General features: G+C 71.3%; 25 protein-coding genes. 14 read left to right on the forward strand and 11 right to left on the reverse strand.

Annotated elements, in window-relative coordinates:
• Window positions 1-114: 114 nt before the first annotated feature.
• Genes OWR29_RS11480 through OWR29_RS11490 form a run of 3 tightly spaced genes read left to right on the forward strand, consistent with a single transcriptional unit; the run spans window position 115 to window position 3,030 of the window.
• Window positions 115-1,521, forward strand: a complete 1,407-nt coding sequence (locus OWR29_RS11480; protein ID WP_267562678.1) for a class II 3-deoxy-7-phosphoheptulonate synthase — start codon at window positions 115-117, stop codon at window positions 1,519-1,521.
• Window positions 1,514-2,539 carry a threonine aldolase family protein gene (locus tag OWR29_RS11485; protein ID WP_267562679.1) on the forward strand — a complete coding sequence of 342 codons (1,026 nt, stop codon included), beginning with the start codon at window positions 1,514-1,516 and terminating at the stop codon, window positions 2,537-2,539. The genes OWR29_RS11480 and OWR29_RS11485 overlap by 8 nt, the downstream gene beginning before the upstream one ends.
• A complete protein-coding gene (locus OWR29_RS11490; protein ID WP_267562680.1) occupies window positions 2,536-3,030 on the forward strand; it encodes an NUDIX domain-containing protein in 495 nt (164 codons plus the stop codon). The genes OWR29_RS11485 and OWR29_RS11490 overlap by 4 nt, the downstream gene beginning before the upstream one ends.
• Here the strand turns inward: OWR29_RS11490 and OWR29_RS11495 are convergent.
• Window positions 3,011-3,634 carry a thymidine kinase gene (locus tag OWR29_RS11495; RefSeq protein ID WP_267562681.1) on the reverse strand — a complete coding sequence of 208 codons (624 nt, stop codon included), beginning with the start codon at window positions 3,632-3,634 and terminating at the stop codon, window positions 3,011-3,013. The genes OWR29_RS11490 and OWR29_RS11495 overlap by 20 nt on opposite strands.
• A 70-nt stretch (window positions 3,635-3,704) precedes the next feature.
• On the opposite strand from OWR29_RS11495, the gene OWR29_RS11500 reads away from it, so the two are divergent.
• Both OWR29_RS11500 and OWR29_RS11505 read left to right on the forward strand, forming a co-directional pair.
• Window positions 3,705-4,235 (forward strand): SigE family RNA polymerase sigma factor, encoded by a 531-nt coding sequence (locus tag OWR29_RS11500; RefSeq protein WP_267562682.1) that lies wholly within the window; start codon window positions 3,705-3,707, stop codon window positions 4,233-4,235.
• Window positions 4,232-5,599, forward strand: coding sequence for a hypothetical protein (locus OWR29_RS11505; protein WP_267562683.1), 1,368 nt, complete (start codon window positions 4,232-4,234; stop codon window positions 5,597-5,599). The genes OWR29_RS11500 and OWR29_RS11505 overlap by 4 nt, the downstream gene beginning before the upstream one ends.
• On the opposite strand, the gene OWR29_RS11510 is transcribed toward OWR29_RS11505, so the two are convergent.
• The 4 genes from OWR29_RS11510 to metF all read right to left on the reverse strand — a co-directional run bounded on the left by OWR29_RS11510 (window position 5,556) and on the right by metF (window position 9,482).
• Window positions 5,556-7,088: an MFS transporter gene (locus tag OWR29_RS11510; RefSeq protein ID WP_267562684.1), complete on the reverse strand. Its 1,533-nt coding sequence runs from the start codon at window positions 7,086-7,088 to the stop codon at window positions 5,556-5,558. The two genes, OWR29_RS11505 and OWR29_RS11510, sit on opposite strands and share 44 nt — an antisense overlap.
• A gap of 50 nt (window positions 7,089-7,138) precedes the next feature.
• Entirely contained in the window at window positions 7,139-7,606 is a 468-nt protein-coding gene (locus OWR29_RS11515) for a MarR family winged helix-turn-helix transcriptional regulator (RefSeq protein WP_267562685.1), read from the reverse strand.
• Between the two features lie 301 nt (window positions 7,607-7,907).
• Entirely contained in the window at window positions 7,908-8,555 is a 648-nt protein-coding gene (locus tag OWR29_RS11520; RefSeq protein WP_267562686.1) for a CDP-alcohol phosphatidyltransferase family protein, read from the reverse strand.
• A gap of 3 nt (window positions 8,556-8,558) precedes the next feature.
• Window positions 8,559-9,482: a methylenetetrahydrofolate reductase [NAD(P)H] gene (metF, locus tag OWR29_RS11525; RefSeq protein WP_267562687.1), complete on the reverse strand. Its 924-nt coding sequence runs from the start codon at window positions 9,480-9,482 to the stop codon at window positions 8,559-8,561.
• 38 nt (window positions 9,483-9,520) lie between these two features.
• On the opposite strand from metF, the gene OWR29_RS11530 reads away from it, so the two are divergent.
• Window positions 9,521-10,588, forward strand: a complete 1,068-nt coding sequence (locus OWR29_RS11530) for a polyprenyl synthetase family protein (RefSeq protein ID WP_267562688.1) — start codon at window positions 9,521-9,523, stop codon at window positions 10,586-10,588.
• Here OWR29_RS11530 and OWR29_RS11535 read toward each other — a convergent pair.
• Complete coding sequence (locus OWR29_RS11535) at window positions 10,585-10,935, reverse strand: Rv2175c family DNA-binding protein (RefSeq protein ID WP_267562689.1); 351 nt, start codon at window positions 10,933-10,935, stop codon at window positions 10,585-10,587. The genes OWR29_RS11530 and OWR29_RS11535 overlap by 4 nt on opposite strands.
• Before the next feature lie 33 nt (window positions 10,936-10,968).
• On the opposite strand from OWR29_RS11535, the gene OWR29_RS11540 reads away from it, so the two are divergent.
• The 6 genes from OWR29_RS11540 (at window position 10,969) to OWR29_RS11565 (ending at window position 18,320) form a co-directional block, all read left to right on the forward strand.
• The gene (locus tag OWR29_RS11540) at window positions 10,969-11,679 is read left to right on the forward strand and encodes a hypothetical protein (protein WP_267562690.1); all 711 of its coding nucleotides are present in this window, start codon (window positions 10,969-10,971) and stop codon (window positions 11,677-11,679) included.
• Window positions 11,680-11,794: 115 nt separating this feature from the next.
• On the forward strand, window positions 11,795-13,744 hold the full coding sequence (pknB, locus tag OWR29_RS11545; protein ID WP_267562691.1) for a Stk1 family PASTA domain-containing Ser/Thr kinase: 1,950 nt from the start codon (window positions 11,795-11,797) through the stop codon (window positions 13,742-13,744).
• Window positions 13,735-14,586 carry a deoxyribonuclease IV gene (locus tag OWR29_RS11550; RefSeq protein ID WP_267562692.1) on the forward strand — a complete coding sequence of 284 codons (852 nt, stop codon included), beginning with the start codon at window positions 13,735-13,737 and terminating at the stop codon, window positions 14,584-14,586. Before pknB ends, OWR29_RS11550 begins: the two co-directional genes overlap by 10 nt.
• 41 nt (window positions 14,587-14,627) lie before the next feature.
• Window positions 14,628-15,095: a hypothetical protein gene (locus OWR29_RS11555; protein ID WP_267562693.1), complete on the forward strand. Its 468-nt coding sequence runs from the start codon at window positions 14,628-14,630 to the stop codon at window positions 15,093-15,095.
• Between the two features lie 60 nt (window positions 15,096-15,155).
• Window positions 15,156-16,331 carry an MFS transporter gene (locus OWR29_RS11560; protein WP_267562694.1) on the forward strand — a complete coding sequence of 392 codons (1,176 nt, stop codon included), beginning with the start codon at window positions 15,156-15,158 and terminating at the stop codon, window positions 16,329-16,331.
• 18 nt (window positions 16,332-16,349) lie between these two features.
• Entirely contained in the window at window positions 16,350-18,320 is a 1,971-nt protein-coding gene (locus OWR29_RS11565) for a hypothetical protein (protein ID WP_267562695.1), read from the forward strand.
• Here the strand turns inward: OWR29_RS11565 and OWR29_RS11570 are convergent.
• Window positions 18,299-19,630, reverse strand: coding sequence for an FAD-dependent monooxygenase (locus OWR29_RS11570; protein ID WP_267562696.1), 1,332 nt, complete (start codon window positions 19,628-19,630; stop codon window positions 18,299-18,301). The two genes, OWR29_RS11565 and OWR29_RS11570, sit on opposite strands and share 22 nt — an antisense overlap.
• Before the next feature lie 36 nt (window positions 19,631-19,666).
• Here OWR29_RS11570 and OWR29_RS11575 point away from each other — a divergent pair, with 36 nt between their 5' ends.
• The gene (locus tag OWR29_RS11575; RefSeq protein WP_267562697.1) at window positions 19,667-20,251 is read left to right on the forward strand and encodes a TetR/AcrR family transcriptional regulator; all 585 of its coding nucleotides are present in this window, start codon (window positions 19,667-19,669) and stop codon (window positions 20,249-20,251) included.
• A gap of 7 nt (window positions 20,252-20,258) precedes the next feature.
• On the opposite strand, the gene OWR29_RS11580 is transcribed toward OWR29_RS11575, so the two are convergent.
• From OWR29_RS11580 to OWR29_RS11590, 3 genes are all read right to left on the reverse strand, one after another.
• A complete protein-coding gene (locus OWR29_RS11580; RefSeq protein ID WP_267562698.1) occupies window positions 20,259-21,005 on the reverse strand; it encodes a succinate dehydrogenase/fumarate reductase iron-sulfur subunit in 747 nt (248 codons plus the stop codon).
• Between the two features lie 81 nt (window positions 21,006-21,086).
• Window positions 21,087-23,033: a fumarate reductase/succinate dehydrogenase flavoprotein subunit gene (locus OWR29_RS11585; RefSeq protein WP_267562699.1), complete on the reverse strand. Its 1,947-nt coding sequence runs from the start codon at window positions 23,031-23,033 to the stop codon at window positions 21,087-21,089.
• A gap of 1 nt (window position 23,034) precedes the next feature.
• On the reverse strand, window positions 23,035-23,763 hold the full coding sequence (locus OWR29_RS11590; protein ID WP_267562700.1) for a succinate dehydrogenase cytochrome b subunit: 729 nt from the start codon (window positions 23,761-23,763) through the stop codon (window positions 23,035-23,037).
• 71 nt (window positions 23,764-23,834) lie between these two features.
• Between OWR29_RS11590 and OWR29_RS11595 the strand changes: the two genes are divergently transcribed.
• Complete coding sequence (locus OWR29_RS11595) at window positions 23,835-24,758, forward strand: LysR family transcriptional regulator (protein WP_267563247.1); 924 nt, start codon at window positions 23,835-23,837, stop codon at window positions 24,756-24,758.
• Between the two features lie 3 nt (window positions 24,759-24,761).
• Here OWR29_RS11595 and OWR29_RS11600 read toward each other — a convergent pair whose 3' ends face one another.
• Window positions 24,762-25,469 carry a maleylpyruvate isomerase family mycothiol-dependent enzyme gene (locus tag OWR29_RS11600; protein ID WP_267562701.1) on the reverse strand — a complete coding sequence of 236 codons (708 nt, stop codon included), beginning with the start codon at window positions 25,467-25,469 and terminating at the stop codon, window positions 24,762-24,764.
• Between the last annotated feature and the right edge of the window lie 17 nt (window positions 25,470-25,486).

A 25,486-nucleotide genomic window follows, 5' to 3' on the forward strand; every position in this document is an offset into this window, starting at 1 on the left:
CGTCCAACCACCCCGACCACCGCCCCTGAAGCGGACTGAAGACGATATTCCTCCTCAGTGAGAAGCGGGGCACCGGCCGCAAGGCTGGTGCCCCGCTTCCGTACGCTTTCCCCTATGCAGCGAGAGTGGCACCAGCTCAGCTACCCGGGAGTGGGCAACTCGGCCCTGCAGACCTCCCGCCCGTCGACCGACTCCGCCGAGGACGAAGCGCTCGGCCTCGACCGCTGGCGCTCCCTGCCGCGGGTGCAGATGCCGCCGTGGGCCGACCTGGACGAGGTCGCGTCGGTCTGCCAGGTCCTCGACAACGTGCCCTCGATCGTGGCGCCCTACGAGGTCGACCAGCTGCGGGTCAAGCTGGCCGAGGTGTGCGAGGGCCGGGCGTTCCTGCTGCAGGGCGGCGACTGCGCCGAGACGTTCGACAACAACACCGAGAGCCACCTGCTGGCCAACGCGCGCACCCTGCTCCAGATGGCGGTCGTGCTGACGTACGGCGCCTCGATGCCCGTGGTCAAGGTGGCCCGCGTGGCCGGGCAGTACACCAAGCCGCGCTCGTCGCCGACCGACTCGCTGGGCCTGCCGGCCTACCGCGGCGACCTGATCAACTCGCTCGAGGCCACCGAGGCGGCCCGCGTGGCCGACCCGCAGCGCATGATCCGCGCGTACGCGAACTCGGCCGCGGCCATGAACATGCTGCGCGCCTACCTGGCCGGCGGCCTGGCCGACCTGCACGGGCTGCACGACTGGAACAAGGACTTCGTGCGCGCCTCGCCCGCCGGTGAGCGCTACGACGCCATCGCCCGCGAGATCGACCGCGCCCTCGACTTCATCCGGGCCTGCGGCATGACCGACAGCGAGGCCCTGCGGACGGTCTCGCTCTACTGCTCGCACGAGGCGCTGGCGCTCGAGTACGACCGGGCCCTGACCCGGGTGAGCGACGGACGCGCGTACGGGCTCAGCGGTCATTTCCTGTGGATCGGCGAGCGCACCCGCCAGCTCGACCACGCGCACATCGACTTCATCAGCCGGATCGCCAACCCGATCGGGGTCAAACTCGGCCCCGGCACGTCGCCCGAGACGGCGATCGAGCTGTGCGAGAAGCTGAACCCCGACAACATCCCGGGCCGGCTCACGCTGATCAGCCGGATGGGCAACGGCAAGGTGCGCGACGCGCTGCCGCCGATCGTCGAGAAGGTGACCGCGGCCGGGGCCAAGGTCGTGTGGCAGTGCGACCCGATGCACGGCAACACCCACGAGTCGTCCAACGGCTACAAGACCCGCCACTTCGACCGGATCGTCGACGAGGTGCTGGGCTACTTCGAGGTGCACCGCGGGCTGAGCACCCACCCGGGCGGCATCCACATCGAGCTGACCGGCGAGGACGTCACCGAGTGCCTGGGCGGCGCGCAGGGCATCGAGGACCTCGACCTGCCCGACCGGTACGAGACGGCCTGCGACCCCCGGCTGAACACCCAGCAGAGCCTCGAGCTCGCGTTCCTGGTTGCGGAGATGCTTCGTGGTTGATCTACGGTCCGACACCGTCACCCGCCCGACCCCCGAGATGCGCCAGGCCATGGCGTACGCCGAGGTGGGCGACGACGTCTTCGGCGACGACCCGACGGTGCTGCGGCTCGAGGCGCGCGCGGCCGAGATGTTCGGGCACGAGGCGGCCCTGTTCGCGCCCTCGGGCACGATGGCCAACCAGATCGCGCTGCAGCTGCAGGTGCCGTCCGGGGGTGAGCTGCTGGCCGGGGCGGACGCGCACGTCGTGACGTACGAGCTGGGTGCGGCGGCCGCGCTGGGCGGCATTTCCACGCGGACGTGGCCGTCGGTGGGCGCCGATATCGACGTCGACCAGATCGCGGCGATGATCCGGCCGGCCGGCTACCCGTCGGTGCCGACGCGGGCGCTGGCGGTCGAGCAGACGCACAACCTCGGCGGCGGCACTGTGGTGCCCCTGCCGGTGCTGCGGGCGCTGCGGGAGGTCTCGGAAAAAGCGGGCGTCGGTCTCCACTGTGACGGCGCGCGGATCTGGCATGCGGCCGTGGCCGACGGCGTTCCGCTTTCCGCGTACGGGGAACTGTTCGACACCTTGTCGGTGTGCCTGTCGAAGGGGCTGGGCGCCCCGGCCGGCTCGCTGATCATCGGCAGCCGCGAGAACATGGCGCGGGCGCGGGTGCTGCGCAAGCGGCTGGGCGGCGGCATGCGGCAGGTCGGCATCCTGGCCGCGGCCGGGCTGCACGCCCTCGAGAACCACATCGACCGGCTGGCCGACGACCACGCCCGGGCCCGACGGCTGGCCGAGGCGCTGGCGCCGTACGGCGTGGTCGACCCGGCCGCCGTGCGCACCAATATCGTGCTGCTCGACCTGTCCAAGACCACGCTGGACGCGCCTTCGCTGACCGCACGGGCGGCCGAGCAGGGCGTGCTGATCTCGCCCATGCTGCCCTCGATCGCCCGGATCATCACCCACCTCGACGTGGACGACGCGGGCGTGGACCGGGCGATCGACGTGCTGGGCGGGGTGCTCGGCTCGGCGTGAGGCTGCGTCATTCCGTACGCGGGCTGGTCGTCGACCAGGACGACCGGCTGCTGCTGTACGCGACGCCGCTGGGTGACGCCACGTTGTGGGTGCCGCCCGGCGGCGGGATCGAGCCGGGGGAGACGCTGCTCGAGGCGTTGCGCCGCGAACTGGCCGAAGAGACGGGGCTGGCGCTGGAGGGCACGCCCCCGCACGTCTGGCACCGCGAGACGCCCGGCGTCGACTACGTGCCCGGCTGGGACGGCGTGATCAACGACTATTTCCTGGTACGGGTGGCCGCCTTCACGCCGCGCGGCACGATGACGCCCGAGGAACTGGCGGCCGAGAACGTCGGCGAGTTCCGCTGGTGGAGCGTGGCCGGCATCGCGGCGTCACCCGACATCTTCTCGCCGCGCGGCCTGCTGGACCGGCTGCCGGCGCTGCTGGCCGGCGACCTGCCCGGAACACCCCTGGTGCTCGACGGCCGGCCGATCACGCCACCAGGCCGATGACCGGCGCGGGGGAGTAGGGGCGGCCGGCGCGGTGGTGGCGGCGGCACAGCACGACATAGCTGACCTCGGCGTCGGCATCCGAGTCGGTGTTGCCGACGACCACGGTGTCGCCGTCGCGCACCATCACGCCGTTGGAGACGCGGGCGTTCATCCGGGCCGGCTGGCCGCACCAGCACATCGGATAGACCTGCAGCGCCTCGACGATGTCGGCCAGCACGACCAGCCGGGCCGAGCCGGCGAACTGCTCGCCGCGGAAGTCCGACAGCAGGCCGAAGGTGAACACGTCGATGTCCTGGTCGTCGACCAGCCAGGCCAGCTGGTCGACCTGCTCGGGCGAGAGGAACTGGGCCTCGTCGACGATCAGGTGGTCGACGCGGGCGCCGGGATGGGCCATCACGACGTGGGCCAGGTCGGTGGCCGCGCCGAACTCGATGGCGTCGGCGCTTATCCCGATGCGGGACGAGACGATGCCCTCGCCGGCCCGGTCGAGCCGGGTCATCAGCAGCCCGTTGCGCCCACAGGCGGCGTACGTGTGCCGGTATTGCAGCACCATCGTGCTTTTGCCGCTGTTCATCGCCGCGTACCGGAAATGCAGTTGAGCCACGTGCCTTTGCCTCCCCCAGCCGGGGAGGAACAATACCTGCCCCCAACCTTTGCCGAGCCAGGAGGCGTTCTTGGGGGATGTGGGTGAGGATCAATATCCGGGGTTCCGCGACTTCGTGGCGGCGCGCGGGCCGGCGTTGTCGCGCGCGGCCTATCTGCTGACCGGCGACCATCACGCGGCGGAGGACCTCGTGCAGTCGGCGCTGGCCCGCGTGCTGCGGCACTGGCGCAAGCTGGGCGACGGCGACGCCGAGGGCTACGTCCGCCGCACCATGTACAACCTGCAGATGTCATGGTGGCGGCGCCGGCGCGTGCCCGAGAGGCTGGCCGCGGCGCCACCCGAGCCACCGGGAAGCGACCCCCACCGCACCACCGCCCTGCGGATGAGCCTCCAGCGTGCGCTGGCCGTGCTCAGCCCGCGGCAGCGGGCGGTGATCGTGCTGCGCTACTACGAGGACCTGACCGAGGCCCAGGCGGCCGACGTGCTGGACTGCTCGGTCGGCGCGGTCAAGCGGCACCACCACGACGCGCTGGCGCGGCTGCGCGCGACGGCGCCCCACCTGGTCGACGAACAAACTCCGGCGCTGAGGGGGCGGGTATGACATCCCGGCTGCGTGAAGCCCTGCACGAGACGGCGACCGAGGTTCCGGCGTACGAGCTCTGGGCGGGCGCCTTGACCCGGGCCCGGCGCCGTCGCCGGCGCACCCAGGTGGTCACGCTGATACTGCTGGTCGCGGTGGTGGTGCTCGTGCCGCTGGGCTGGCCTCGCCCGGACGCGATGACCGTGTCGCCGATCCAGAAGCAGCAGCAGCCCTCGCTGCCGGATCGGGTCGGTGCTCCCCGCTGGGGCACGGCGACCGCCGAGAAGAAGCCGGCCGGCCGGGCCAGTGTCGTCTTCGGCGCCACCGACTGGACGCCGCTCGGCAGCAAGGGGGAACTGGCCGTCGTCGGCGCCCTCGACGACACCTACCGCCTGGTCAAGAGCAACGATTTCCTGTACGCCGGTGAGCAGGCGCTGATCTCGCCGGACGGCACGAAGCTGGCGGTGCCGGGCTCGGTGCTGGACCTCGAGACCGGCCGGCGCAAGGCGTTCCCCCTGATCGAGGCCGATGTGGTGGTGCCCCAGGCGTGGTCGGACGAGGGCCGGTGGATCGCCGTGCTGGCGTACCGCGGCATCGACGAGCCCGTGCCGGCCGAGGTCTCGCTGCGGCTGATCGATCTCGTGGAGGGCACCGAGGAGTTCATCGCCCCGCTGAACCCACGGACAGTGGTCGACGGGCACACCGTTGCCTTCACCGGCAACCAGTTCGCCTATCAGGACGGCCGCCGCATCACCGTCCTGCGGCGATCGCTGGATACCGGGCGCCTGTTCAAGGTGCCGGGCGGGTTCGACGCGCCCGCCGGCGCCCGGTTGGCCGGCAAGGGCGCATTCCTGCAGGGCGGCAACCTGGCCCTGCTGAGCCGGCGCGACTGCTGCGCCGGGGACGCCTTTACCGCCCGCTGGCAGGTGACCTTGGTCCATGCGTACAACGGCGAGCCGCGGGACAGGAAGTTCCCCGAGATTCCCGGCCCGGCGGCGGTCCGTCTGCTCGGGTGGTCGCCGTGGGGTGAACCGGTGTACGCGGCGTTCACGCCGGCGGCGGGAGCCGAGCCCGCCGGTTTCGAGAGGGGCGCGGGCGCCCTCGGCCTGAGCCACCAGGGGCTGACCGATCCCGACCGCATCGGCTCGGTCGAGGTGCGGATCCTGGGTCAGGACGGCCGGCAGCGGACGGTGCTGGCGGCGGCCTCGGGCGACATGCAGTCGGTCGACGTCGCCGACAACGTGATCATCTCTGGGCGGATGCGGTACGGCCACCCGCCGTCCGGGCTCGGGCCGTACGCGTGGGGGATCGCCGGCGCGGGGGTGGCGCTGCTGGCCGTCGTCATCGCGCTGGGGGTGCGCCGGCGCCTCCGCAGGCGGCCGTGACCGGCGGCTCGGATCGCTGCGCCCCGGTCGTCCGGGATGGCTCGGCTTGTGAAGCGGCCGTGGTTGTCCGGGACGGCTCGGCTCGGGGAGCGGGTGTCGTGGTTCCGGAGGGCTCGGCCGGCTGGGCGGGGGCTCGGCGTAGCGCGAAAACGGTGATCAGCAGGGCGGTGAGGACGAAGCCGGCCGCCACCAGGAAAGCCTGGGTGTAGCCGGCGTGCAGCGCGACCGGTTCGGGGGCGCCGCCCCGGTCGGCTGTGCGGGCGGCGGCCACCGCGGCCAGCACGGCCAGGCCGAGGGCGCCGCCCGCCTGCTGGGCGGTGTTGCTGAAGCCGGAGACCATGCCGGTGTCGGCCGGGGCGGCGCCGGCCATGGCCAGCATGATGATCGCGGGGACGGTGACGCCCACGCCGAGGCCCATGACGACCAGGGGCGGGAACATGTCGGCCCAGTAGGACGGCGCGACCGGCAGGCGCCCGAGCAGCAGCAGGCCGGCGAAGAGCAGGGCCAGGCCGGTGATCAGCACTGGGCGCGGGCCGAAGCGGCCGGTCAGTCGGGGGGCCACGAAGAGTGACACGAGGCCGATCACGATGGGTGTGGGCAGGAAGGCCAGGCCGGTGCCGAGTGCGTCGTAGCCCATCACCCGCTGTACGAACAGGGCGTTCGTGAACTGGAAGCCCATGCCGGTGGCGAAGACCAGCACGACGGCGGCGTTGGCCACCAGCAGCCAGCGGCGGCCGAGGACGCGCAGAGCGATCAGCGGGCGCCGGGCCAGGTGCTGCCGCAGCACGAAACCGGCCAGGAGCAGCACAGCGGCGACGGCGGCGACGGGGGCGGAGCTGATGATCGCGTACACGGCCAGCGAGAGCCCACCGGTGATCAGCGCGGCGCCCGGCAGGTCGAGACCCCGGCGCAGGCCGGGGCCGGTCTCGCGGGGGAGGAGGCGGCGGCCGGCCAGCCAGACGGCCAGCCCGATCGGCACGTTGATCAGGAAGATGACGGGCCAGCCGAGCGCGTCGGTGAGCACGCCGCCGAGCACGAAGCCGGCCGCGGCCCCGCCGGCCTGGGTGAAGCTGTAGATGCCCATCGCGCGGGCCTGCTCCGCGGGCTGCGGGAAGAGCCGCACGATCATGCCGAGCACGACGGCCGCGGCCAGCGCCCCGCCCGCACCCTGCAGGAACCGCCCGGCGATCAACGCGCCCGCCGTGGGCGCCAACCCGCACAGCAGGCTGGCCACGGTGAAGACGGCCAGCCCGGCCAGGAAGACCCGCCAGGCTCCGACGAGGTCGCCGAGCCGGCCCGCGAACAGCAGCAGACCCGCGAAGGCGACCAGGTAGCCGTTGACCACCCAGGCCACGCCCGCGTCGGAGAAGCCGAGGTCGCGCTGGATGTCCGGGACCGCCACAGCCACGATCGTGCTGTCCAGAACGATCATCAGGGACATCGCGCACAGGACGGCCAGGGCGCTCGCGCGCTTCGAGAAAGCACTCATGGCCCGACCGTAACAGATAATCTGCTACCGGACTATCTGTTACGGGCGCTTCATCGGCCTCGAGCTCGGCGGACGGGCTGCGGGCCCGGGTCGCGGGTGGTGTCGGCCAACTGGCCCAAGGCTTCGACGAAGGCGGCCCGGGCGGCGTCGGGCAGGCTGCTGAGGGCGTCGGCGTGCACGCGATCGACGATGCGCTGGCCCTCCTCGGCAGCGAGGCGGCCCTTCTCGGTGACGGCGATGACGCGGGCCCGGCGATCGGTGGCCGACGGCTTGCGCTCGGCGAAGCCGCGGCTCTCCAGCTCGTCGACGGTGCTGACCATCGTGGTCTTGTCGAGGTCGGCCAGGGCAGCCAGCTGGATCTGGGTGCGCTCCTGCTCGAGGGCGTGCACCAGGACGCACTGCATGCGCGGCGTCAGGTCGACGTCGGCCAGGGCGGCCGCCAGGCGGTTGGAGAGGGCGTGGCCGGCCATGTTGAGCAGGCCGGTGACGTCGCGTTCGGTGCGTTCGGGGGCGGACACCGATCCAGGGTAACGCGGGATCATCCGGAAGCGGACGATTCGGGGCCGGGACGGTCGGCGGACCTGCCCCCGTGTCGGCCCGCCGCGCCGACCCGGCGGCTCCGATGTGGACAACGGTACGGTCCGTGTGGCGCCCGTTACAACCGATTTTCGATCACCGCGCCCTGTGGACAAGCCACCGCGGCATCCTGTGGATAACTGGCCGGTCCGCCCTTGACACGGCGTAAGTTCCCCCCACAACGCCCCGAGGTGGGAGGGGGCTAGGGATGGCGCGAGTTTGTTGGGCAAGATCAAAGAGCGGTCAGGCGGCCAGGGCGCGGCGGATGGCGGTCAGCAGCTGTACGCCGGCGATCAGGGCCAAAGCCAGCCACACGGCGGTGGCGACGGTGATCAGGGGGGCGTAGGCGAAGGCGGCCAGCAGGCCGAAGATGGCGACCAGGACTCGGGTGGGGCGTTCGGCCACCGTGACCACGCCGATCTCGGACATGCCGGCCGCGGTGGCCCGGGCTCGCGCGTACTCCTGCAGCCAGCTGGCCGCGCCGGCGGCGACGGCCAGCCAGCCGGGGGCGCCGGTCAGCCAGAAGGCGGCCAACCACGCGGCCTCGCCCACGCGGTCGGCCACGGAGTCGTAGACGTAGCCCAAACGGGTCGTCCGGCCGGAGATCACCGCCACCGCGCCGTCCAGACCGTCGGCCAGAGCGGCCACCAGCACCACGACCGCCGCCAGGAAGATGCCGACGCGGTCGAGCAGAGCCACCGAGAGCGGCACCAGCAGGCAGACGAACAGGCCCATGGTGGTGACGGCCATCGGTCCGATGCGGCGCGCGCTCAACCATGAGCCCACGCCGTAGGCGATGCGGACCCAGCCCCGTACGAGGAAATTGGCCTTTCGCGGGTCGAAGCCCCCGTGCAGCTCGGACCAGGCCGCCGCGTAGTCGTCCCAGAGCACGGGTCAGGCGGCCGCGGCCACGTCCGACGGCGCCAGCAGCTGCCAGACCTCGCGCGTCGCGGTCGAACGGTTAAGCGTGATGAAGTGGACGCCGGGGATGCCCTCGCCGAGCAGGCGGGCGCACATCTCGGCGCACATCTCGACCCCGAGCTCGCGCACCGCCGCCTCGTCGTGGGCCACCTTTTCGAAGCGGGCCAGCAGGGCGGGCGGGAAGGGAGCGCCGGAGAGCTGCGACGAGCGTTCGATCGTGGCCATGCGGGTCACCGGCATGACACCGGGGACGATCGGCGTGTCGCAGCCGGCCGCGGCCACCCGGTCACGCAGGCGCAGGTACTCGTCGGCGTCGAAGAACATCTGTGTGATGGCGAAGTCGGCCCCCGCGCGACATTTGCGTACGAAATTGGCGGTGTCGCTTTCGATGTCGGCCGACCGCGGGTGCTTGTACGGGAACGCGGCCACGCCCACGCTGAAATCGCCCGACTCTTTGACCAGGCGCACCAGATCCTCGGCGTAGGACACGCCGGACGGGTGGCGGACCCACTCGCCCATCGGGTCGCCGGGCGGGTCGCCGCGCACCGCGAGCACGTTGCGGATGCCCGCCCCGGCCAGCCGGCCGACCATGTTGCGCAGCTCGGCCACCGAGTGGTTGACCGCCGTCAGGTGGGCCATGGGCAGCAGCGTCGTCTCGGTCGCGACCCGCTCGGTGACCGCGACTGTCGTGTCGCGCGTCGTGCCGCCGGCGCCGTAGGTGATCGAGACGAAGCTGGGCCGCAGCGGCTCGAGCTCGCGGATCGCCTGCCACAGCAGCCGCTCGCCCTCGGGCGTCTTGGGCGGGAAGAACTCGAACGAGAACGTCGGCACGCCGCCGCGGATGAGCTCACCGATGGCCGGTGTGCCGGGAAGACGCGAAGGGAGTCCGAGAGCCACAACAAGACTGTACCGACGCCGTGGGTTAGCGTCGTCCCGTGACCTCCCCCCTCGAAGCCGCTGACCTGCGCGCCCGCGTGGAGAAGGCGCTCGCCGCCTTCCTGGCCGAGCAGCGTTCCCGCCTGACCGGCATCGACCCCGCGCTGGCGGCCGTGGCCGAGACGCTCGAGGATTTCGTGCTGGGCGGGGGCAAGCGGCTGCGGCCCGCGTTCGCGTACTGGGGGTTCCGCGGCGCCCACGGTCCCGACTCCGATCAGATCGTGGCCGCCGTCTCGGCGCTCGAGCTGGTGCAGGCGAGCGCCCTGATCCACGACGACCTGATGGACCGCTCGGACACCCGGCGCGGCGAGCCCTCGGTGCACCGCCGGTTCGAGGCGCGGCACACGGCGGCCGGCTGGCGGGGCGGGGCGGCCGCGTTCGGCGACAGCGCCGCCGTGCTGCTGGGCGACCTGGCCCTGGTCTGGTCGGACGAGTTGCTGCACACCTCGGGGGTCAGCCCGGTCGACCTGGCCCGGGCCCGCCCGGTCTTCGACGAGATGCGCACCGAGGTCACCGTCGGGCAGTACCTGGACGTGCTGACCCAGGCCACGGCGGACACGTCGCTCGACCGGGCCGGCAAGGTCGCCCGCTACAAGTCGGCCAAGTACACGGTCGAGCGGCCGCTCCTGCTGGGCGCGGCGCTGGCGGGCGCGCCGGTCGAGGTGTACGACGCGTACTCCGGCTTCGGGCTGCCGCTGGGCGAGGCCTTCCAATTGCGTGACGACGTGCTGGGCGTCTTCGGCGACCCTGCGCAGACCGGCAAGCCCGCGGGCGACGACCTGCGGGAGGGCAAGCGCACCTATCTGGTGGCGGCGGCCTTCGCGGAGCTGGACGACGCCGGCCGTGCGGAATTGGACGCGGGCCTGGGCGATCAGGGCCTCAGCCTGGACGGGGTGGCCCGGCTGCGCGCGCTGATCCGCGACAGCGGCGCGCTGGCCGCCACCGAGCGCCGCATCGACGAGCTCATGACGGCCGCGCTGGCTGCCCTGAAGTCGGCGTCGATCGACGGGGAGGCGCACGACGTGCTGCACCGCCTCGCCGACGCGGCCACCCGCCGTACGGTCTAGAAGCCCAGCGCCTGAGCGCGCCTCTTCACCTCGCGGGCGCGATGCCCGCCGAGGCCCTTCGCGGCATTCCCGTCGAGCGCCTCGTCCGGCTCGTACAGCCACCGGAGGGCTTCTTCGTCGTTGTACCCGGCATCGCGTAGCAAGTTGATGACGCCGGGGAGGTGCTTGAGCACCGTGCTGTTGGCCACCAGGTCGGCCGGGACCACGCGGACGCCGTCGCGGCGCACGGCCAGCAGATGCCCGTCGCGGATCATCTGGTGCACCTTGCTGATCGACACATCGAGCTTCGCGGAGACGTCGGGCAGGGTGACCCACTCGGCCGGTCCGGCGGTTACGGAATCGCTCACCCCTACAGCGTACGAGAGCGGAGAAGGAACCCGATGAGCCTGCTGCGCAGGACCCGTACGGAGATGGCCGGCGCCTGGCGTTCGCTGCGGTACGACCTGGGCCGGGCGCCGGCCCGGCCGCCCGCCGGAGGACCCGACGTGACGTCGACCGGAATGGGCACCTGGAGCCTGGACGGCCTGGTCGAGCAGGCCGGGCCCGATCCGGCCCCGCCGGCCCGGCGGCCCAGGCGGGCCGTGGCGGTGACCGCCTTCGGGGCGCTGACCGTGGTCGGGGCGGCCGCGGCGTACCTGGCCGTGGTGAACGGGCTGGGCTCGCTGATGGGCGAGACGACGGCCGCGGCCGGCACCTTCCCGCCGCGGGTCGTGGTGACCACCGGCGCCGGGGTCGCGCCCCCGACCCGTCCCGTCACTCCGCCCCGGTCGCCGGTGGCCACCCGGCGCGCTACCACCGCGGCCGTCCTGCCGCCGCCACCGGAGCCGCCCGCGGCCGCGGTGCCGCCGCCACCCGTCGAACGGACAAGTCCGATCCGGGCGACGAAGGCGACAAATCAGGAATGTCGCTGCCGGCCGCCGGTGCCGACGCCGACCGCGCCCATGTCGTCGCCATCGCCGACGCCGTCACCGTCCCCCTCGGAGTCCGCCCCGCCGAGCGCCGACCCGTCGCCGAGCGAGACCGCGGACCCCTCGGAATCGCCGTCGCCGAGCCGTTCCTGGGATGGGAAGCGGCACCGACGGCACCACTAAATCCGCTTTTGCCGGGGTGGTTCGGGCGCGGGTGACGTATGCCTCCGTACCCGTTTGGACTCAGCTGTGACATCCTGGACTGCCCCCACGCGAAAGACACATACACTTCACGCCGATGGACACCACAGTCGCCGACACGTTGATCGGCACGACGATTGACGGCCGCTACCGGATCACCGGTCGCGTGGCCCGTGGTGGCATGGCAACCGTCTACACCGCCACCGATGAACGGCTCGAGCGCACCGTCGCTCTGAAGATCATTCACCCGTCGCAAGCGACCAACGCCCACTTCGTGGACAGGTTCACCGACGAGGCCAAGACGATCGCCCGGCTCACCCATCCCAACGTCGTCGCCGTGTACGACCAGGGCCGCCACCAGGGCCTGCCCTATCTGGTCATGGAATATGTGCAGGGCCGCACCCTGCGCGACCTGCTCACCCAGCGCCGCCGGCTGAGCCCGGTCGAGGCGCTGGCCATCCTCGAGCAGATGCTCGCCGCGATCGCCGCCGCCCACCGGGCCGGTCTCGTGCACCGCGATGTCAAGCCCGAGAACGTGCTCGTCGCCGAGGCGCCCAGCGGCGGCGTGGCCAACCTGGTCGACGCCGTGGTCAAGGTGGCCGACTTCGGTCTCGCGCGCGCCGTCGAGGCGAGCAGCGCCGACGAGTCCGGCCAGCTCATGGCGACCGTGGCCTACGTGGCGCCCGAGCTGGTGACCGACGGCCACGCCGACGCCCGCACCGACGTCTACTCGGCCGGCATCGTGCTGTTCGAGATGCTGACCGGCCGGGTGCCGTTCGACGGCGACGACCCGGTGGCGGTCGCCTGGGAACACGTCGACAACGACGTCCCGGCGCCCTCCAGCCTGGTCAAGGGCCTGCCCAAGGCGCTCGACGACCTCACCGCGCGGGCCACCCGGCGCGACCCGGGCGCCCGTCCCACCGACGCCGGCGCCCTGCTGGCCGAGGTCCAGACGGTCCGCGACGACCTCGGCGCGGCCAACGTCGAGACGGCGCTGCTGCGCCAGGTGCCGCCGCCCGCCCGCGGCGCGATGGTCGACGCCACCACGGTGGTGCCCGCCGTCGGCGCCGGCGACCGGCCCTCGTGGGCGCGCCTGCCCAACCAGGCCGCCCCGCGCGGCCAGGAATACACGGCGGGCCGGATCCCCCGCTCGGCCAAGCGTGGCGCCGGTGGCACCGACCGCCGGCGCATCCTGCTCTCGGCTGCCGTGGCGGTCATGGTGCTGGTCGTCATCGGCAGCACCTGGTGGGTCACGCTGGGCCGCTACACCGACGCGCCCTCGCTGATCAACCAGACCAAGGCCCAGGTCGAGCTGAGCGCCCAGCAGCAGGGCTTCGAGCTGTTCTACGGCGACGGCGCGTACAGCGAGACCATCCCGAAAGACACGGTGGTCTCGCAAGACCCGGCCCCCGACGGCAAGGTCGTCAAGGGCGGCGTCATCACCGTGAACCTGTCGCTCGGCCCCGAGCGCTTCGCCGTGCCCGACCTGGCCGGCCTCGAACTGGCCGCCGCGCGCGGCGAACTCGAGCAGATCAACCTGAAGCTGAAAGAGGGCGAGGGGCAGTACAGCGACACCGTGCCCGAGGGGGCGGTGCTCTCGTCCAACCCCGAGACGGGCACGCAGCTCAAGCGGGGCGCCACGGTGACCGTGACGCTCAGCAAGGGCCGCGCCCCGATCCGGGTGCCCGACCTCAACGGCAAGAACATCAACGACGCCCGCCGGGAACTGGCCGAGCTGGGCCTGGCCGCGGTCGAGCGCTACAAAGACAGCGACCAGCCGAAGGACTCGGTCATCGGGCAGACGCCCAAGGCCGGCACCGGCGCCAACAAGGACGACCAGGTCACCCTCGACGTGAGCAAGGGCCCGCCGCTGGTCACCGTGCCCGACCTGACCAACCAGCCGTGCCAGCAGGCCAAGGCCACGCTCGAGGGCATGGGGCTGCGCGTGCGGGTCGATTTCAACCCCAACGCCTTCGTCCGCAGTCAGCAGCCGGGCGGGAACACGCAGGTCGAGCCGCAGACCGAGGTCGCCATCCAGTGCTTCTGAACCGGATCGGCTCGCACACCAAGACGTCGGGCGGGTTGGCCAAGGCCGCCCTCCCGTACGTCGACGCCGCGGGGTCCGAGACCCTTCAGGTGTACGTGTCCAACTCCCGCGGCTGGGCCATGCCCCCGGGCGACCCGAAGCAGGACGTGCTGTTCCGCGACGGCATCGGCGCCCGCGCGATCCCGGCCTACATCCACGCCTCCCTGCTCGTGAACCTGGGTTCGCCGACCGAGCTGACCGTCGAGCGGTCGGTCGCCGTGCTGGCCCACGCGCTCGAGCGGGGGAAGGCGATCGGCGCCACCGCCGTGGTCTACCACGCCGGCAGCTCGGTCGACGAGGCGCACGACGACAAGGCCTTCCACCAGCTGCGCGAGGCGTTGCTGCCGTTGCTCGACCGCGACGACATGCCGCAGCTGCTGGTCGAGCCGAGTGCCGGCGGGGGCCGCAGCCTGGCCTCCAAGGTGCAAGACCTCGCGCGTTACCTGGACGCCGTGGACAACCATCCCCGCCTGGGCGTCTGCTTCGACACCTGCCACGCCTGGGCGGCCGGGCACGACCTGGCCACCCCGGGCGGCATGACGGCCACCTTGGACGCCCTGGTCGCGTCCGTGGGCGAGGGCCGGCTGAAGCTGATCCACGCCAACGACTCGAAGGACGACTGCGGCTCCACCCGCGACCGCCACGAGACGATCGGCCAGGGCCGGATCGGGTCGGCGCCGTTCGCCGAGCTGCTGGCCCACCCGGCCACGGCCGGCATCCCGGTGATCGTCGAGACCCCGTCGGTCGAGCACGAGGGTCACGCGGCCGACATCGCCCTGCTGAAGTCCCTCCGCCCGGCCTGAGCATTGTCAACAAAACGTTGACAACTTGCTAGTCTGGCCGTGTGCCGGATCTGAGTGACCTGCGAGCCGTTCCCGCCGCGCGCGCCCGGCTCGACGCCGAAGAGCTCGAACTGATCGACCGGGCCCGGCGCGAGGGTGCGACCTGGGGCGAGATAGCCGACGCGCTGGGCCTGGGCAGCCGGCAGGCGGCCGAGCAGCGCCGACTGCGCCTGGTCCGCGCCGCGCCGGCCGCTCCGGACGAGTACGGCCTGGCTGATCTGCGGCAATGTGCCCTCGACCTGCACCGGCGGGTGGACGCCGACCGTCGCTGGGACCGTCGTTTCACCCGGGCCGTGCTCGTGCGCGAGACCCTGGCCGCGGTGCCCGGCGCGACCGGCGGCGCCTTGTTCGCCCTGGCCCAGGCGGTGGTGGCCGACCTCGACGGGGCCGAGCGCCCCCTGCCTGCGCCGACCCGCGCCGCCGCCGACCGACTACGGCGGGCGCTGGTCGCCGCGTCACCAGAACATTGACAGATTGCCGCTCAACTCTGAAGTATGTGAGTCCTCGCGACTCAAGGCTTCGGAGGCGTCATGCGGCGCAACGCGCTCCTGTTCGTGCTGATCTCGCTGCTGTCCGGCTTCGGCAGCACGGCCATGACCCTGGCCGCCGGCATCTGGGTCTTCGATCTCACCGGCTCGGTCAGCCTGGCCGCGCTCACCGCCATCTGCATCTACGTGCCCACGCTGGCCGCGCCGTGGCTGGGTGCGCTGGTCGACCGCCTGCCTCGTCGCCCCCTGCTCATCGTGGCCGACCTGGCCCTGGGCGCCCTCCTGCTGACCCTGCTGGCCGTCCGGTCGGCCGAGGCGTCCTGGCTGATTTTTGTTGTGCTGCTGGCCCGGGGCGTCAGCTACGTCGTGATCGACGCCGGCGAGACGGCGGTCCTGCCGTCGGCCCTGACGCCGAAGATCCTGGCCGACGTCAACGGCTGGCGTTCCAGCGCCCAGGAGGGCATGAAGCTGGTGGCGCCTCTGGCCGGCGCGAGCCTGTACGCCTGGCGGGGCCCCACCGCCGTCGTCCTCCTCTGTGCCGCGTTGCCCCTGCTGACGGCGGTCTGTTACGCGCTGATGCGGCTGACTCCGTCGGAGCCGGCCCGACGCGATTCGCCCGGTTTCCGGCCCGGCCTGCGGGCATTGTTCGGCGTGCCTGCCGTACGCGGGCCGGTGCTGGTCGCGGCAGCGGCGATCGGGGCGTCCGGCCTGAAGGACGCGGCCGTGCTGGCCCACCTCGTCCACGACCTGGGCCTGCCGGCGACCCGCCTGGGCTACCTCGGCACGGCGCAGGGCGCGGGATCGATCGTGGCGGGCGTGGTGGTGGGCCGGGTGCTGGCCCGCCTGACGCCGCTCACGGTGACGGCGGTCGGGGCGGCCGGGTTCGCCGTGGGTTGCCTGGTCCAGGCCCTGCCCTGGTGGCCCACGATGATCGCGGGCAGCCTGCTGATCGGCGTCGGTTTGCCGTGGGCGCTGATCGCCGCCGTCACCGCCGTGCAGACGCGGACGCCGGACCACCTGCTGGGCCGGGTCGCCGCCACCTCCAACACGGTCATGTTCGGCCCGGTGGCGCTCGGCATCCCGCTCGGCGCCGCCCTGATTCATCTGGGCGCCGTCCTGCCCTTGGTCATCGCGGCCGCGGTCAGCGTCTCGGCCGCCCTCGTCGTGCCGCGCACCGCTGTCGGTTCGCCCGTTCGGATGATCAACTCCGGACGATGACTGCGTATCCTTCCGCGCGTGCCTGCCCAGCGGAGTCTGATTCGTACTGCTCTTTCCGTCGCTGTCCTGGGTGGCGCCACCGTGGTCGGGTTCGAGCTCGCGACGGGTTCCGCCGCCGCCGACCAGGCGCGGGAGCTTCCGATCGGCTCGGTGGCCGACCTCGTGGTCGACGGCGCGCATCAGCGGATCTTCATCAGCGACCCGGTCGGCGGCAAGCTGATCACGACCAGCTACACGGGTGAGGTGCTGGCCACCAGCACCGGTCTGCCGGGTGTGCAGGATCTGATCCTGACCGACCGGCTCTACGCCGCTGTGCCGGGGGCGGGCGCCATTGTCGCGTTCGACCCGGCCACCACAGCCACGGTCGCCACCTACGCGATCGGTGGGGCGCCTCAGTCGCTCGCCGCGGCGGGCGGCAAGATCTGGTTCGGTGAGGACAGGCGGGGGCTCGGCTCCCTCGACCTGTCCGGCTCGGCTCCGGTGGTCACCCGGGGCGCGGAATTCCACGGCGATCTTCCCGCCGGCGCCTATTGGTGGCACGCTCCCCGGCTGGCCACCACGCCCGGCAGGCCGGACATCGTCGCCGCCGTCCAGACGGCGACCACCGGCGCCGAGTTCAGCCTCCTCGACGTCTCGACCGACCCGCCGACCCCGGTCGCGCGCCGCGCCTTCAGCAGTTTTGCCCACGACCTGGCGTTCAGCGCGGACGGCACCCGCCTGATCGTGTCGGCCGCGACGGTTCCCACGATGGCGTTGTCGTCGGACGATCTCTCGACGATCGAGGAGTACTCGACCACCACCTTCACCAGCGCTGTCGCGGTGCGGTCGGACGGCGCCCTGGCCCTGGCCAACAGCGGCGGGGCGGGCAAAGCCGTCGCGCTCTTCACCCCCGGGACCACCGTTGCCGCCAAGCACTTCGACTTGCGGCCGACCGAGCAGACCGGTACGAGCGTCATGTTTCTGCAGCCGGCCATGGCCTGGGAACCGGGTGGGGACCGGCTGTTCGGGGTGGCCGACCATCATCGCCGCTACTCGCTGCAGGTGCTGAACGACCCGGCCAAGGTTCCGGTGACCATCAAGCTCACCGTTCCGGCCACAACGCAGCCGGACAAGGGCTATCTCGTCCGGGGCACGTTCTCGACCCGGCTCGTCGAGGGCCGGCCTCTGGTGATCACCCGTACCGACGCGTCGGGCAGCCGGCGCGTCGGACCGGAGACGGCTGACGGCGCCGGCTTCGAGTTCGAGGACGTGCAATGGTCGGCCGGGACGGTGACCTACACAGTCAGCATCCCCGGTGACGACCACCTGGCCGCAGCGACGGCCACCGCGTCGGTGAAGGCCGCGGTGATTCCGTCGACCACGCTGACGCTCGACCGCAACGGCACGTCCTGGGCGTACGGCTCGACGGTGACCTTCACCGCCAAGCTCGGCCCCACCGGCCCCAACCGCGTCGTCGAGATCTGGGCCGACCCGTCCGGCAGCGACCAGCCGAACCGGCTGCTGCGCAAGCTGACCGTCGACGGCACGGGGCAAGCTGACCGCCTCGATCAAGCTGACCCGCAACACGACCCTGTCGGCGGTCTACCGCGGCGACGTGAAGACCCTGCCCAAGACCGTCAAGTCGTCCGTCGGCACAAGGCGAGCGTCAGCACGCAGGTCACCCGGCACTACAAGTACGCCAAGATCGGGTCGGTGCCGTACTACCACTTCCGCCGGACCGCGCACCCGGTGTTCAAGGCGACCATGAACCCGCACCCGGGCCGCAAGCAGTACCTGCAGATCGACGTTTACACGCGCGGCAAGTGGATCCTGTGGGGCTACTTCTACGTGCCGCTGGACGCGAGCGGCCGGTCCTCGAAGGAGCTGCGCACCACCCACTCCACCGGCGTCTTCTATCGGGAGCGTTCCGACTATCAGAACGGCAAGTCAGGCGACACGGCCAACATCTCCACGTACGGCCCCTACCACTACTTCACCTTCACGAAGTAGTCGGTGATGTCGTCCAGGGTGGACGCCGCGCAGCCGATGTAGTTGTCCGGGCGTACGAGAAAAAGGGTTGGCTCGGCGACGTCGTAGACCGCGGCCACGGCCGGGTCGGTGATGCGGTGGACGTGCCGATCGGGCGTCGCGGCGGGCAGGTCGCCGGGCCAGTGGAAGGCCAGCAGCGTCCAGTGCGGTCCGCGCAGCAGATCGAGGATCGGCCCCGGGGCGCGGTCGCCTGCCTGCACCGAACCGGGTGACTCGCGGCGCTCGGCCGAGAGCGGGCCGCCCCGATAGTTGACCCCCAGCTGCCGCAGCGCCGGGTCGTCGCGGCGCACGGAAGCCTGGCGGTGCAGGCGGGTGCTGATGCCCAGCACGTCGGCCGCCACCGGCAGGCGCTCCGCCTCGTAGGTGTCCAGCAGTTCCTCGTACGCGAGCTTCCACCCCAAGTTGTAGGCGTCCTGAATGCCCGTGTTGAGACCCTGCCCGCCGGCGGGGGAGTGCACATGAGCGGCATCGCCGGCCAGGAAGACGTTGCCCACCCGATAGCGCGACACCATGCGGATGTTCGCGCGGTACAGCGACGTCCACCCGATGTCGGTCACGGTCAAGCCGACCGACTCGACCAGTTCCCCGATCGACTGCGACGAGGGCGACGCGGTCAGCTGGAAGACGTCGGTGCCCGGCAGGGGGCACAGGCCGAGCCGGAGCGAGCGCTGATCCGCCCCCGGCCAGATGTGCCAGTTGTCGCGCGAGAGGCCCGGCACCCGCACGTCCGCGATGATCAGCTGTTCGGTCGGGAACGACTCGCCCTCGAAGGGAACGTCCAAGGCCTTGCGCACGGTGCTCCGCCCACCGTCACACCCGACGACATAGCGCGGCGTGACGGTCTCCCCGGTCGAGAGCGTGACGGACTCCTGCGACAGCGAGGTGACCCCGACGCCGTATTCGACCGGCACGCCGGAGGCCAGCAGCTCGGCGGTCCGCCACTGCGGCTGCATGAGCATGTTCGGGTAGGGCACGGCCGGCGTCGGGTCGTGCTGCTCGTCCATGCGCTGCGTCATCGTGCCGCCGTCGGGCAGGTGGATCAGCAGCTCGGGGTAGTCGCCGCCGGTCTCGAGAAACGCCGGAAGCAGACCTAGATCGTCGAGAACTTCCTGCGTACGCGGTTGAATGCCTTTGCCTCGGGAGCCTTCAGGCGGCACCGGCGACTGCTCGACGATGCGGAACGGCACCCCGTGCCGCTGCAGCACACGCGCCAGAGTGAGGCCGGTCGGCCCGGCGCCGACGATGAGAGTGAACTTAGATTCAGTGAACATGGATTCACCGTACGAGTGACTGATAATCTGCGTCAAGTGGCAGGGGTGCGGAAGCAGCAGGCGGCACAGACCGAGGCGGAACTCAAGGCGGCCGCCGTACGGGTCTTCGAGCGCATCGGCTATCTCAACGCCAAGATCACGGACATCACGGCCGAGGCGGGCCGCGCCACCGGTTCGTTCTACAAGCACTTCGCGAGCAAGGAGCAGCTGCTCGAGGCGCTGCTGGTCGACCTGCTCGCCGAGGGGGACGAGAGCGCCGCGGCCGAGGGGCACAGCGACGACTTCCGGGACCGGGCGGCGGTGCGCTATCACGTCGCGGCGTACTGGGACTTCTATCGCCGGCACCGCGCGGTGGTCGAGGCGTTGCGGCAGGCCGCCATCGTCGACGAGGGGTTCGCCGAGCGGTCCCGGCAGATGATGGAACCCGACCTCGCGCACCTCGCCGAGCACATCGCCAAGGCCGATCCGGCCGGGGACCCGTACGTGCTGGCCTCGATCTTCGCCACGCTGGTGTCGGGACTGGCCGAGCCGTGGGCGGCGGATGACGACGCCGTCGAGACGCTGACGACGTTCATACACAACGGAATCGGGGCCGGTCCCGTCCAGGACCGGCCCCGATGACAAAGCGTCAGATCTTCTTGCGTACGGCCTTGCGGTAGTCGCTGTTCAGGCGGCCGATCAGGGTGAGCGGGATGCCCTTGGGGCAGACCTGCGAGCACTCGCCCATGTTGGTGCAGCCGCCGAAGCCGGCGTCGTCCTGGGCCTGCAGCATGTCGATCACGCGGGTGTCGCGCTCGGGCTGGCCCTGCGGCATCAGGCCCAGGTGGGCCACCTTGGCCGCGGTGAACAGCATGGCCGAGCCGTTCGGGCAGGCCGCGACGCAGGCGCCGCAGCCGATGCAGGTGGCCGCCTCGAACGCCAGGTCGGCGTCCGCCTTGGGCACCGGGGTGGCGTGCGCCTCGGGGGCGGCGCCGGTGGGGGCGGTGATGTAGCCGCCGGCCGCGATGATCTTGTCGAGGTTGCCGCGGTTGACGACCAGGTCCTTGATCACCGGGAAGGCGGCCGCCCGCCACGGCTCGACGTCGATCTTGTCGCCGTCCTTGAAGTGCCGCATGTGCAGCTGGCAGGCGGTGGTGGCCTTCTCGGGGCCGTGCGCCACGCCGTCGATGACCATGCTGCAGGCGCCGCAGATGCCCTCGCGGCAGTCGTGGTCGAAGGCGATCGGGTCGTCGCCGTCGAGGATCAGCTTCTCGTTCAGCACATCGAGCATCTCGAGGAAGCTGGCGTCGGGGGAGATGTCCTTGACGTCGTAGGTCTCCATCCGGCCGTTGTCGGAAGAGTCCTGCTGACGCCACACGCGTACCTGGATGTCCATTGAGGTTTATTCACGACCTTCCGTGAGTTGCAGTGAGGGTGAGGTGAGGCAGATGGTCTCCACCGTCGTGAATAAATCTCACTACTTGTAGCTCCGGGTGCTCGGGTGGACGTACTCGAATTCGAGCTGTTCCTTGTGGAGGGTGGGCTTGGCGCTCTCGCCGGTGGCGTACTCCCAGGCCGCGACGTAGCTGAACTCGTCGTCGTGGCGCAGGGCCTCGCCGTCGGGGGTCTGCGACTCGGCCCGGAAGTGGCCGCCGCACGACTCGCGCCGGTGCAGGGCGTCGATGCACATCAGCTCGCCCAGCTCGAAGAAGTCGGCCACGCGGCCGGCCTTCTCCAGGTTCTGGTTGAGCTGCTCGCCGGTGCCGGGCACCTTGACCCGCTGCCAGAACTCCTCGCGCAGGCTGCGGATGAGCCCGATGGCCTTGGTCAGGCCCTCCTCGGTGCGCTCCATGCCGCAGTACTCCCACATGATGTGGCCGAGCTCCCGGTGGAAGCTGTCGACCGTACGGTCGCCGTCGATCTCTAAAAGCCGCTTGATCCGGCTCTCGACCGCCGTACGCGCCTCGACCACGGCCTCGTGATCCTGCGCGATTTTCTCGAACGGGCCGTTGGCCAGGTAGTTGCCCAGCGTCGTGGGCAGCACGAAGTAGCCGTCGCCCAGGCCCTGCATCAGGGCGGACGCGCCGAGCCGGTTGGCGCCGTGGTCGGAGAAGTTGGCCTCACCCACGACGAACAGGCCCGGGATGGTCGACTGCAGGTCGTAGTCGACCCACAGGCCACCCATCGTGTAGTGCACCGCGGGGTAGATGCGCATCGGGACCTGGTACGGGTCCTCGCCGGTGATCCGCTGGTACATCTCGAACAGGTTGCCGTACTTGGCTTCCACGGCCTTCTGGCCCAGCCGCTTGATCGCGTCCGCGAAGTCCAGGTAGACGCCCAGACCACCGGGGCCGACGCCGCGGCCCTCGTCGCAGACGTTCTTGGCCGCGCGCGACGCGATGTCACGCGGGACCAGGTTGCCGAACGAGGGGTAGATCCGCTCGAGGTAGTAGTCGCGGTCCTCCTCGGCGATCTCCGCCGCCGGCTTCTGGCAGTCCTCGGCCCGCTTGGGCACCCACACCCGGCCGTCGTTGCGCAGCGACTCGCTCATCAGCGTGAGCTTGCTCTGGTGCGTGCCCGACTCCGGGATGCAGGTCGGGTGGATCTGCGTGTAGCAGGGGTTCGCGAACAGCGCGCCCTTGCGGTGGGCCCGCCACGAGGCGGTGACGTTGCAGCCCTTGGCGTTGGTCGAGAGGAAGAAGACGTTGCCGTAGCCGCCCGAGGCGAGCACGACCGCGTCGGCCATCTCGGTGCTGATCTCGCCGGTGACCATGTCGCGCACGACGATGCCGCGGGCCTTGCCGTCGACGACGATCAGCTCGAGCATTTCGTGCCGGCTGTTCATCTCGATGTTGCCCAGGCCGATCTGGCGCTCCATGGCCTGGTAGGCGCCGAGCAGCAGCTGCTGACCCGTCTGGCCCCGGGCGTAGAACGTGCGGGACACCTGGGTGCCGCCGAACGAGCGGTTGTCGAGCAGGCCGCCGTACTCGCGGGCGAACGGGACGCCCTGGGCCACGCACTGGTCGATGATGTTGCGCGACACCGTGGCCAGCCGGTACACGTTCGACTCGCGGGCGCGGAAGTCGCCGCCCTTGACCGTGTCGTAGAACAGCCGGTAGATCGAGTCGCCGTCGTTGCGGTAGTTCTTGGCGGCGTTGATGCCACCCTGCGCGGCGATCGAGTGCGCCCGTCGCGGGCTGTCCTGATAGCAGTACGACTTGACGTGGTAGCCGGCCTCGGCCAGGGTCGCCGCCGCGGAGCCGCCGGCCAGGCCGGTGCCGACCACGATGACCGTCAGCTTGCGCCGGTTGGCCGGGTTGACCAGCTTGGCGCTGAACTGACGGCGCTCCCAGCGGGTCTCGATCGGGCCCTCGGGGGCGGCGGTGTCGGCGATCGGGTCGCCGTCGTTGTAGAAGTCCGGCATTTCAGTCCACCAATCCGACGAGAACCGCGAAGGGCACCGAGAGGTAGCCGACGACCAGCACGACCGACAGCACCAGGGCCGTGGCGCGGGCGTAGAACTCGCCGCGCGGGCTCTGCAGGCCGAACGTGCGGACCGCGCTCCACAGGCCGTGCCGCAGGTGGAAGCCCACCGCGACGATCGACAGCGTGTAGAAGAGCGTCACGTACCAGCGGCCGGGGGCGAAGTCCTCGGCGACGTTCCGGTAGACCTCGCCGTGCACGCCGTGCGGGTTCAGGTTGAGCGTGGTCAGGTCGAGGATGTGGTAGATCACGAAGAGCAGGACGATCACGCCGCCCCAGCGCATCGTGCGGGCGGCGTAGCTGCCCTGCACCTTGGGCCGGTGCACGTACTTGACCGGTCGCGCCAGCCGGGCCCGGCGGGCCAGGATCGTCGCCGCCACGATGTGCCCGACCACTGCCACGGTCAGCACAGCGCGCTGGATATAGAGGTACCAGGCCTCGGGCAGCAGCGGGGTGCCGATGGTCCGCAGCCAGTGCGCGTAGTGATCAAAAGTCTCGGCGCCGAAGAAGATCTTCAGGTTGCCGATCATGTGCACGTACAGGAAGGCGACGAGCAGCAGGCCGGTCACCGCCATGAAGAGCTTGAGGGCGACCGAGGAACGCCGCCGCGTCGTTTTGCCCGGCGCCGGCGAGACCGCCGGCGTCTTCCGGGTCGAAGTATCTACCGCCACACTCTGGACGGTAGGTTTCCGGCCACGATTCGTCTAATGCATGATCGACGCAGCGTTCATAGAGATAGGCTATCGAGGTGCAGCTCCAGCAGCTTCGCTACTTTCTCGCAGTCGAACAAACCCGCCATTTCACCCAGGCAGCGGACATTTTGGGCGTCTCTCAGCCGACTCTCAGTAAGCAAATTCACACGCTGGAAGCGACGCTCGGCGCGCCCCTGTTCGAGCGGATTCGTGGCGGTGTGACCCTCACAGCGGCCGGCCAGACCCTGCTGCCGCTCGCCCAGCGCATGGTCTCCGACGCCGACGCGGCTCAGGAGGCGGTCTCGGACATCGTCGGCCTGCGCCGGGGCGAGGTGCGTCTGGGGGCGACACCGAGCCTGTGCTCGTCGCTGGTGCCCGAGGTGCTGCGCACGTTCCGCGCCGACCACCCCGACATCCAGCTGTACGTCAACGAGGGCGGCTCGCAGGACCTGATCGAGAACCTGCTGGCCCACACGCTCGACCTGGCCCTGATCGTGCAGCCCGAGGAGGGTGTCGACGACTCGCTGAGCGCCGCTCCCGTGCTGCGCGAGAGCCTGGTCGTGGCCTCGGTGGCCGACGGCCCGCCGCCCACCGCCAACCCGCAGATCGCGCTGGCCGAGCTCGAGCACACCCCGCTGGTCATGTTCCGGGCCGGCTACGACATCCGCGGCGTCACCCTCGAGGCCTGCCAGCGGGCCGGCTTCACCCCGAAGTTCGCCGTCGAGGGCGGTGAGATGGACGCGGTGCTGGCGTTCGTCGAGGCCGGGCTGGGGGTGGCGCTGGTGCCGAGCATGGTGCTGGCCAACCGGCCGCTGCTGCGGGCCACGCCCCTCGCGCCGCCCGGCATGCGCCGGACCATCGCGCTGGCCCACCGCAAGCGCTCGGTGCTGCCGCACGCCGCCGAGGCGCTTCGTCGAACACTGCTCCATCACATAGCGACAGAAGAGCTGCCGCTCGGCGTGCGTCCTCTCTAGATCTCAGAAGCGGGAGGCGGTCAGCCACCGGTCCCACAGCGCCGGGTCGCCGTCGATCCTCGGGGCGGCGAGGCGGCGGTTCAGGATGAGGAGCAGGTCGCGGGCGGGGGCGGTCAGCGTCACGTCGGCCGCGTGGTCGCCGTCGGTCCACTTGATGCCGCTACTGGTGAGCGTGACGTGCCAGCTTCGGGGGATGTCGGTGGCGCTGAACTGCAGGGTCTCGCCGTCGCCGTTCAGGCCGTCGAACATCTCGAAGCTCAGCAGCAGGTCGGCCACCCCGTCGGCGGCCAGGTCGGGCGCCAGGTCGCCGTCCGGGTCGGCGTCGAAACGGTGGACGACCTGGTCGTGCACCATGCGTCGCAGCCAGAAGCCGGCCGTCTGGTGGCTCGGGTGCCAGGTCCAAGTCTCGCCGGTGAAGCCCACGGCCGCCACGGCCGCGTTCAGCCTCTGCGCGCCGTCGAGCAGCCACGGCGTCCAGACGTCCGGATCGGACGGTGCGCCGACCCGCTCGTACGCGACCGGGCCGCCCGCCTCGAGCACGTCGGCCGCGTAGCGGTGACCCGACCCGACGTGCGTGACCAGGTCGTGAATCGTCCATTCAGGGCAGTTCGGCACGATCGTGGTCACCGGCTGCCGGGCCGCCGCCGCGCCCAGCCGCCCCGCCTCCGCCTCGAGCTCCGCCGCGTACCGTTCCGGGGCCAGCCATTCCATGCCTGCAGACCCTAATG

Source organism: Paractinoplanes pyxinae (assembly GCF_026626335.1).
Taxonomy (GTDB): Bacteria; Actinomycetota; Actinomycetes; order Mycobacteriales; family Micromonosporaceae; genus Actinoplanes; species Actinoplanes pyxinae.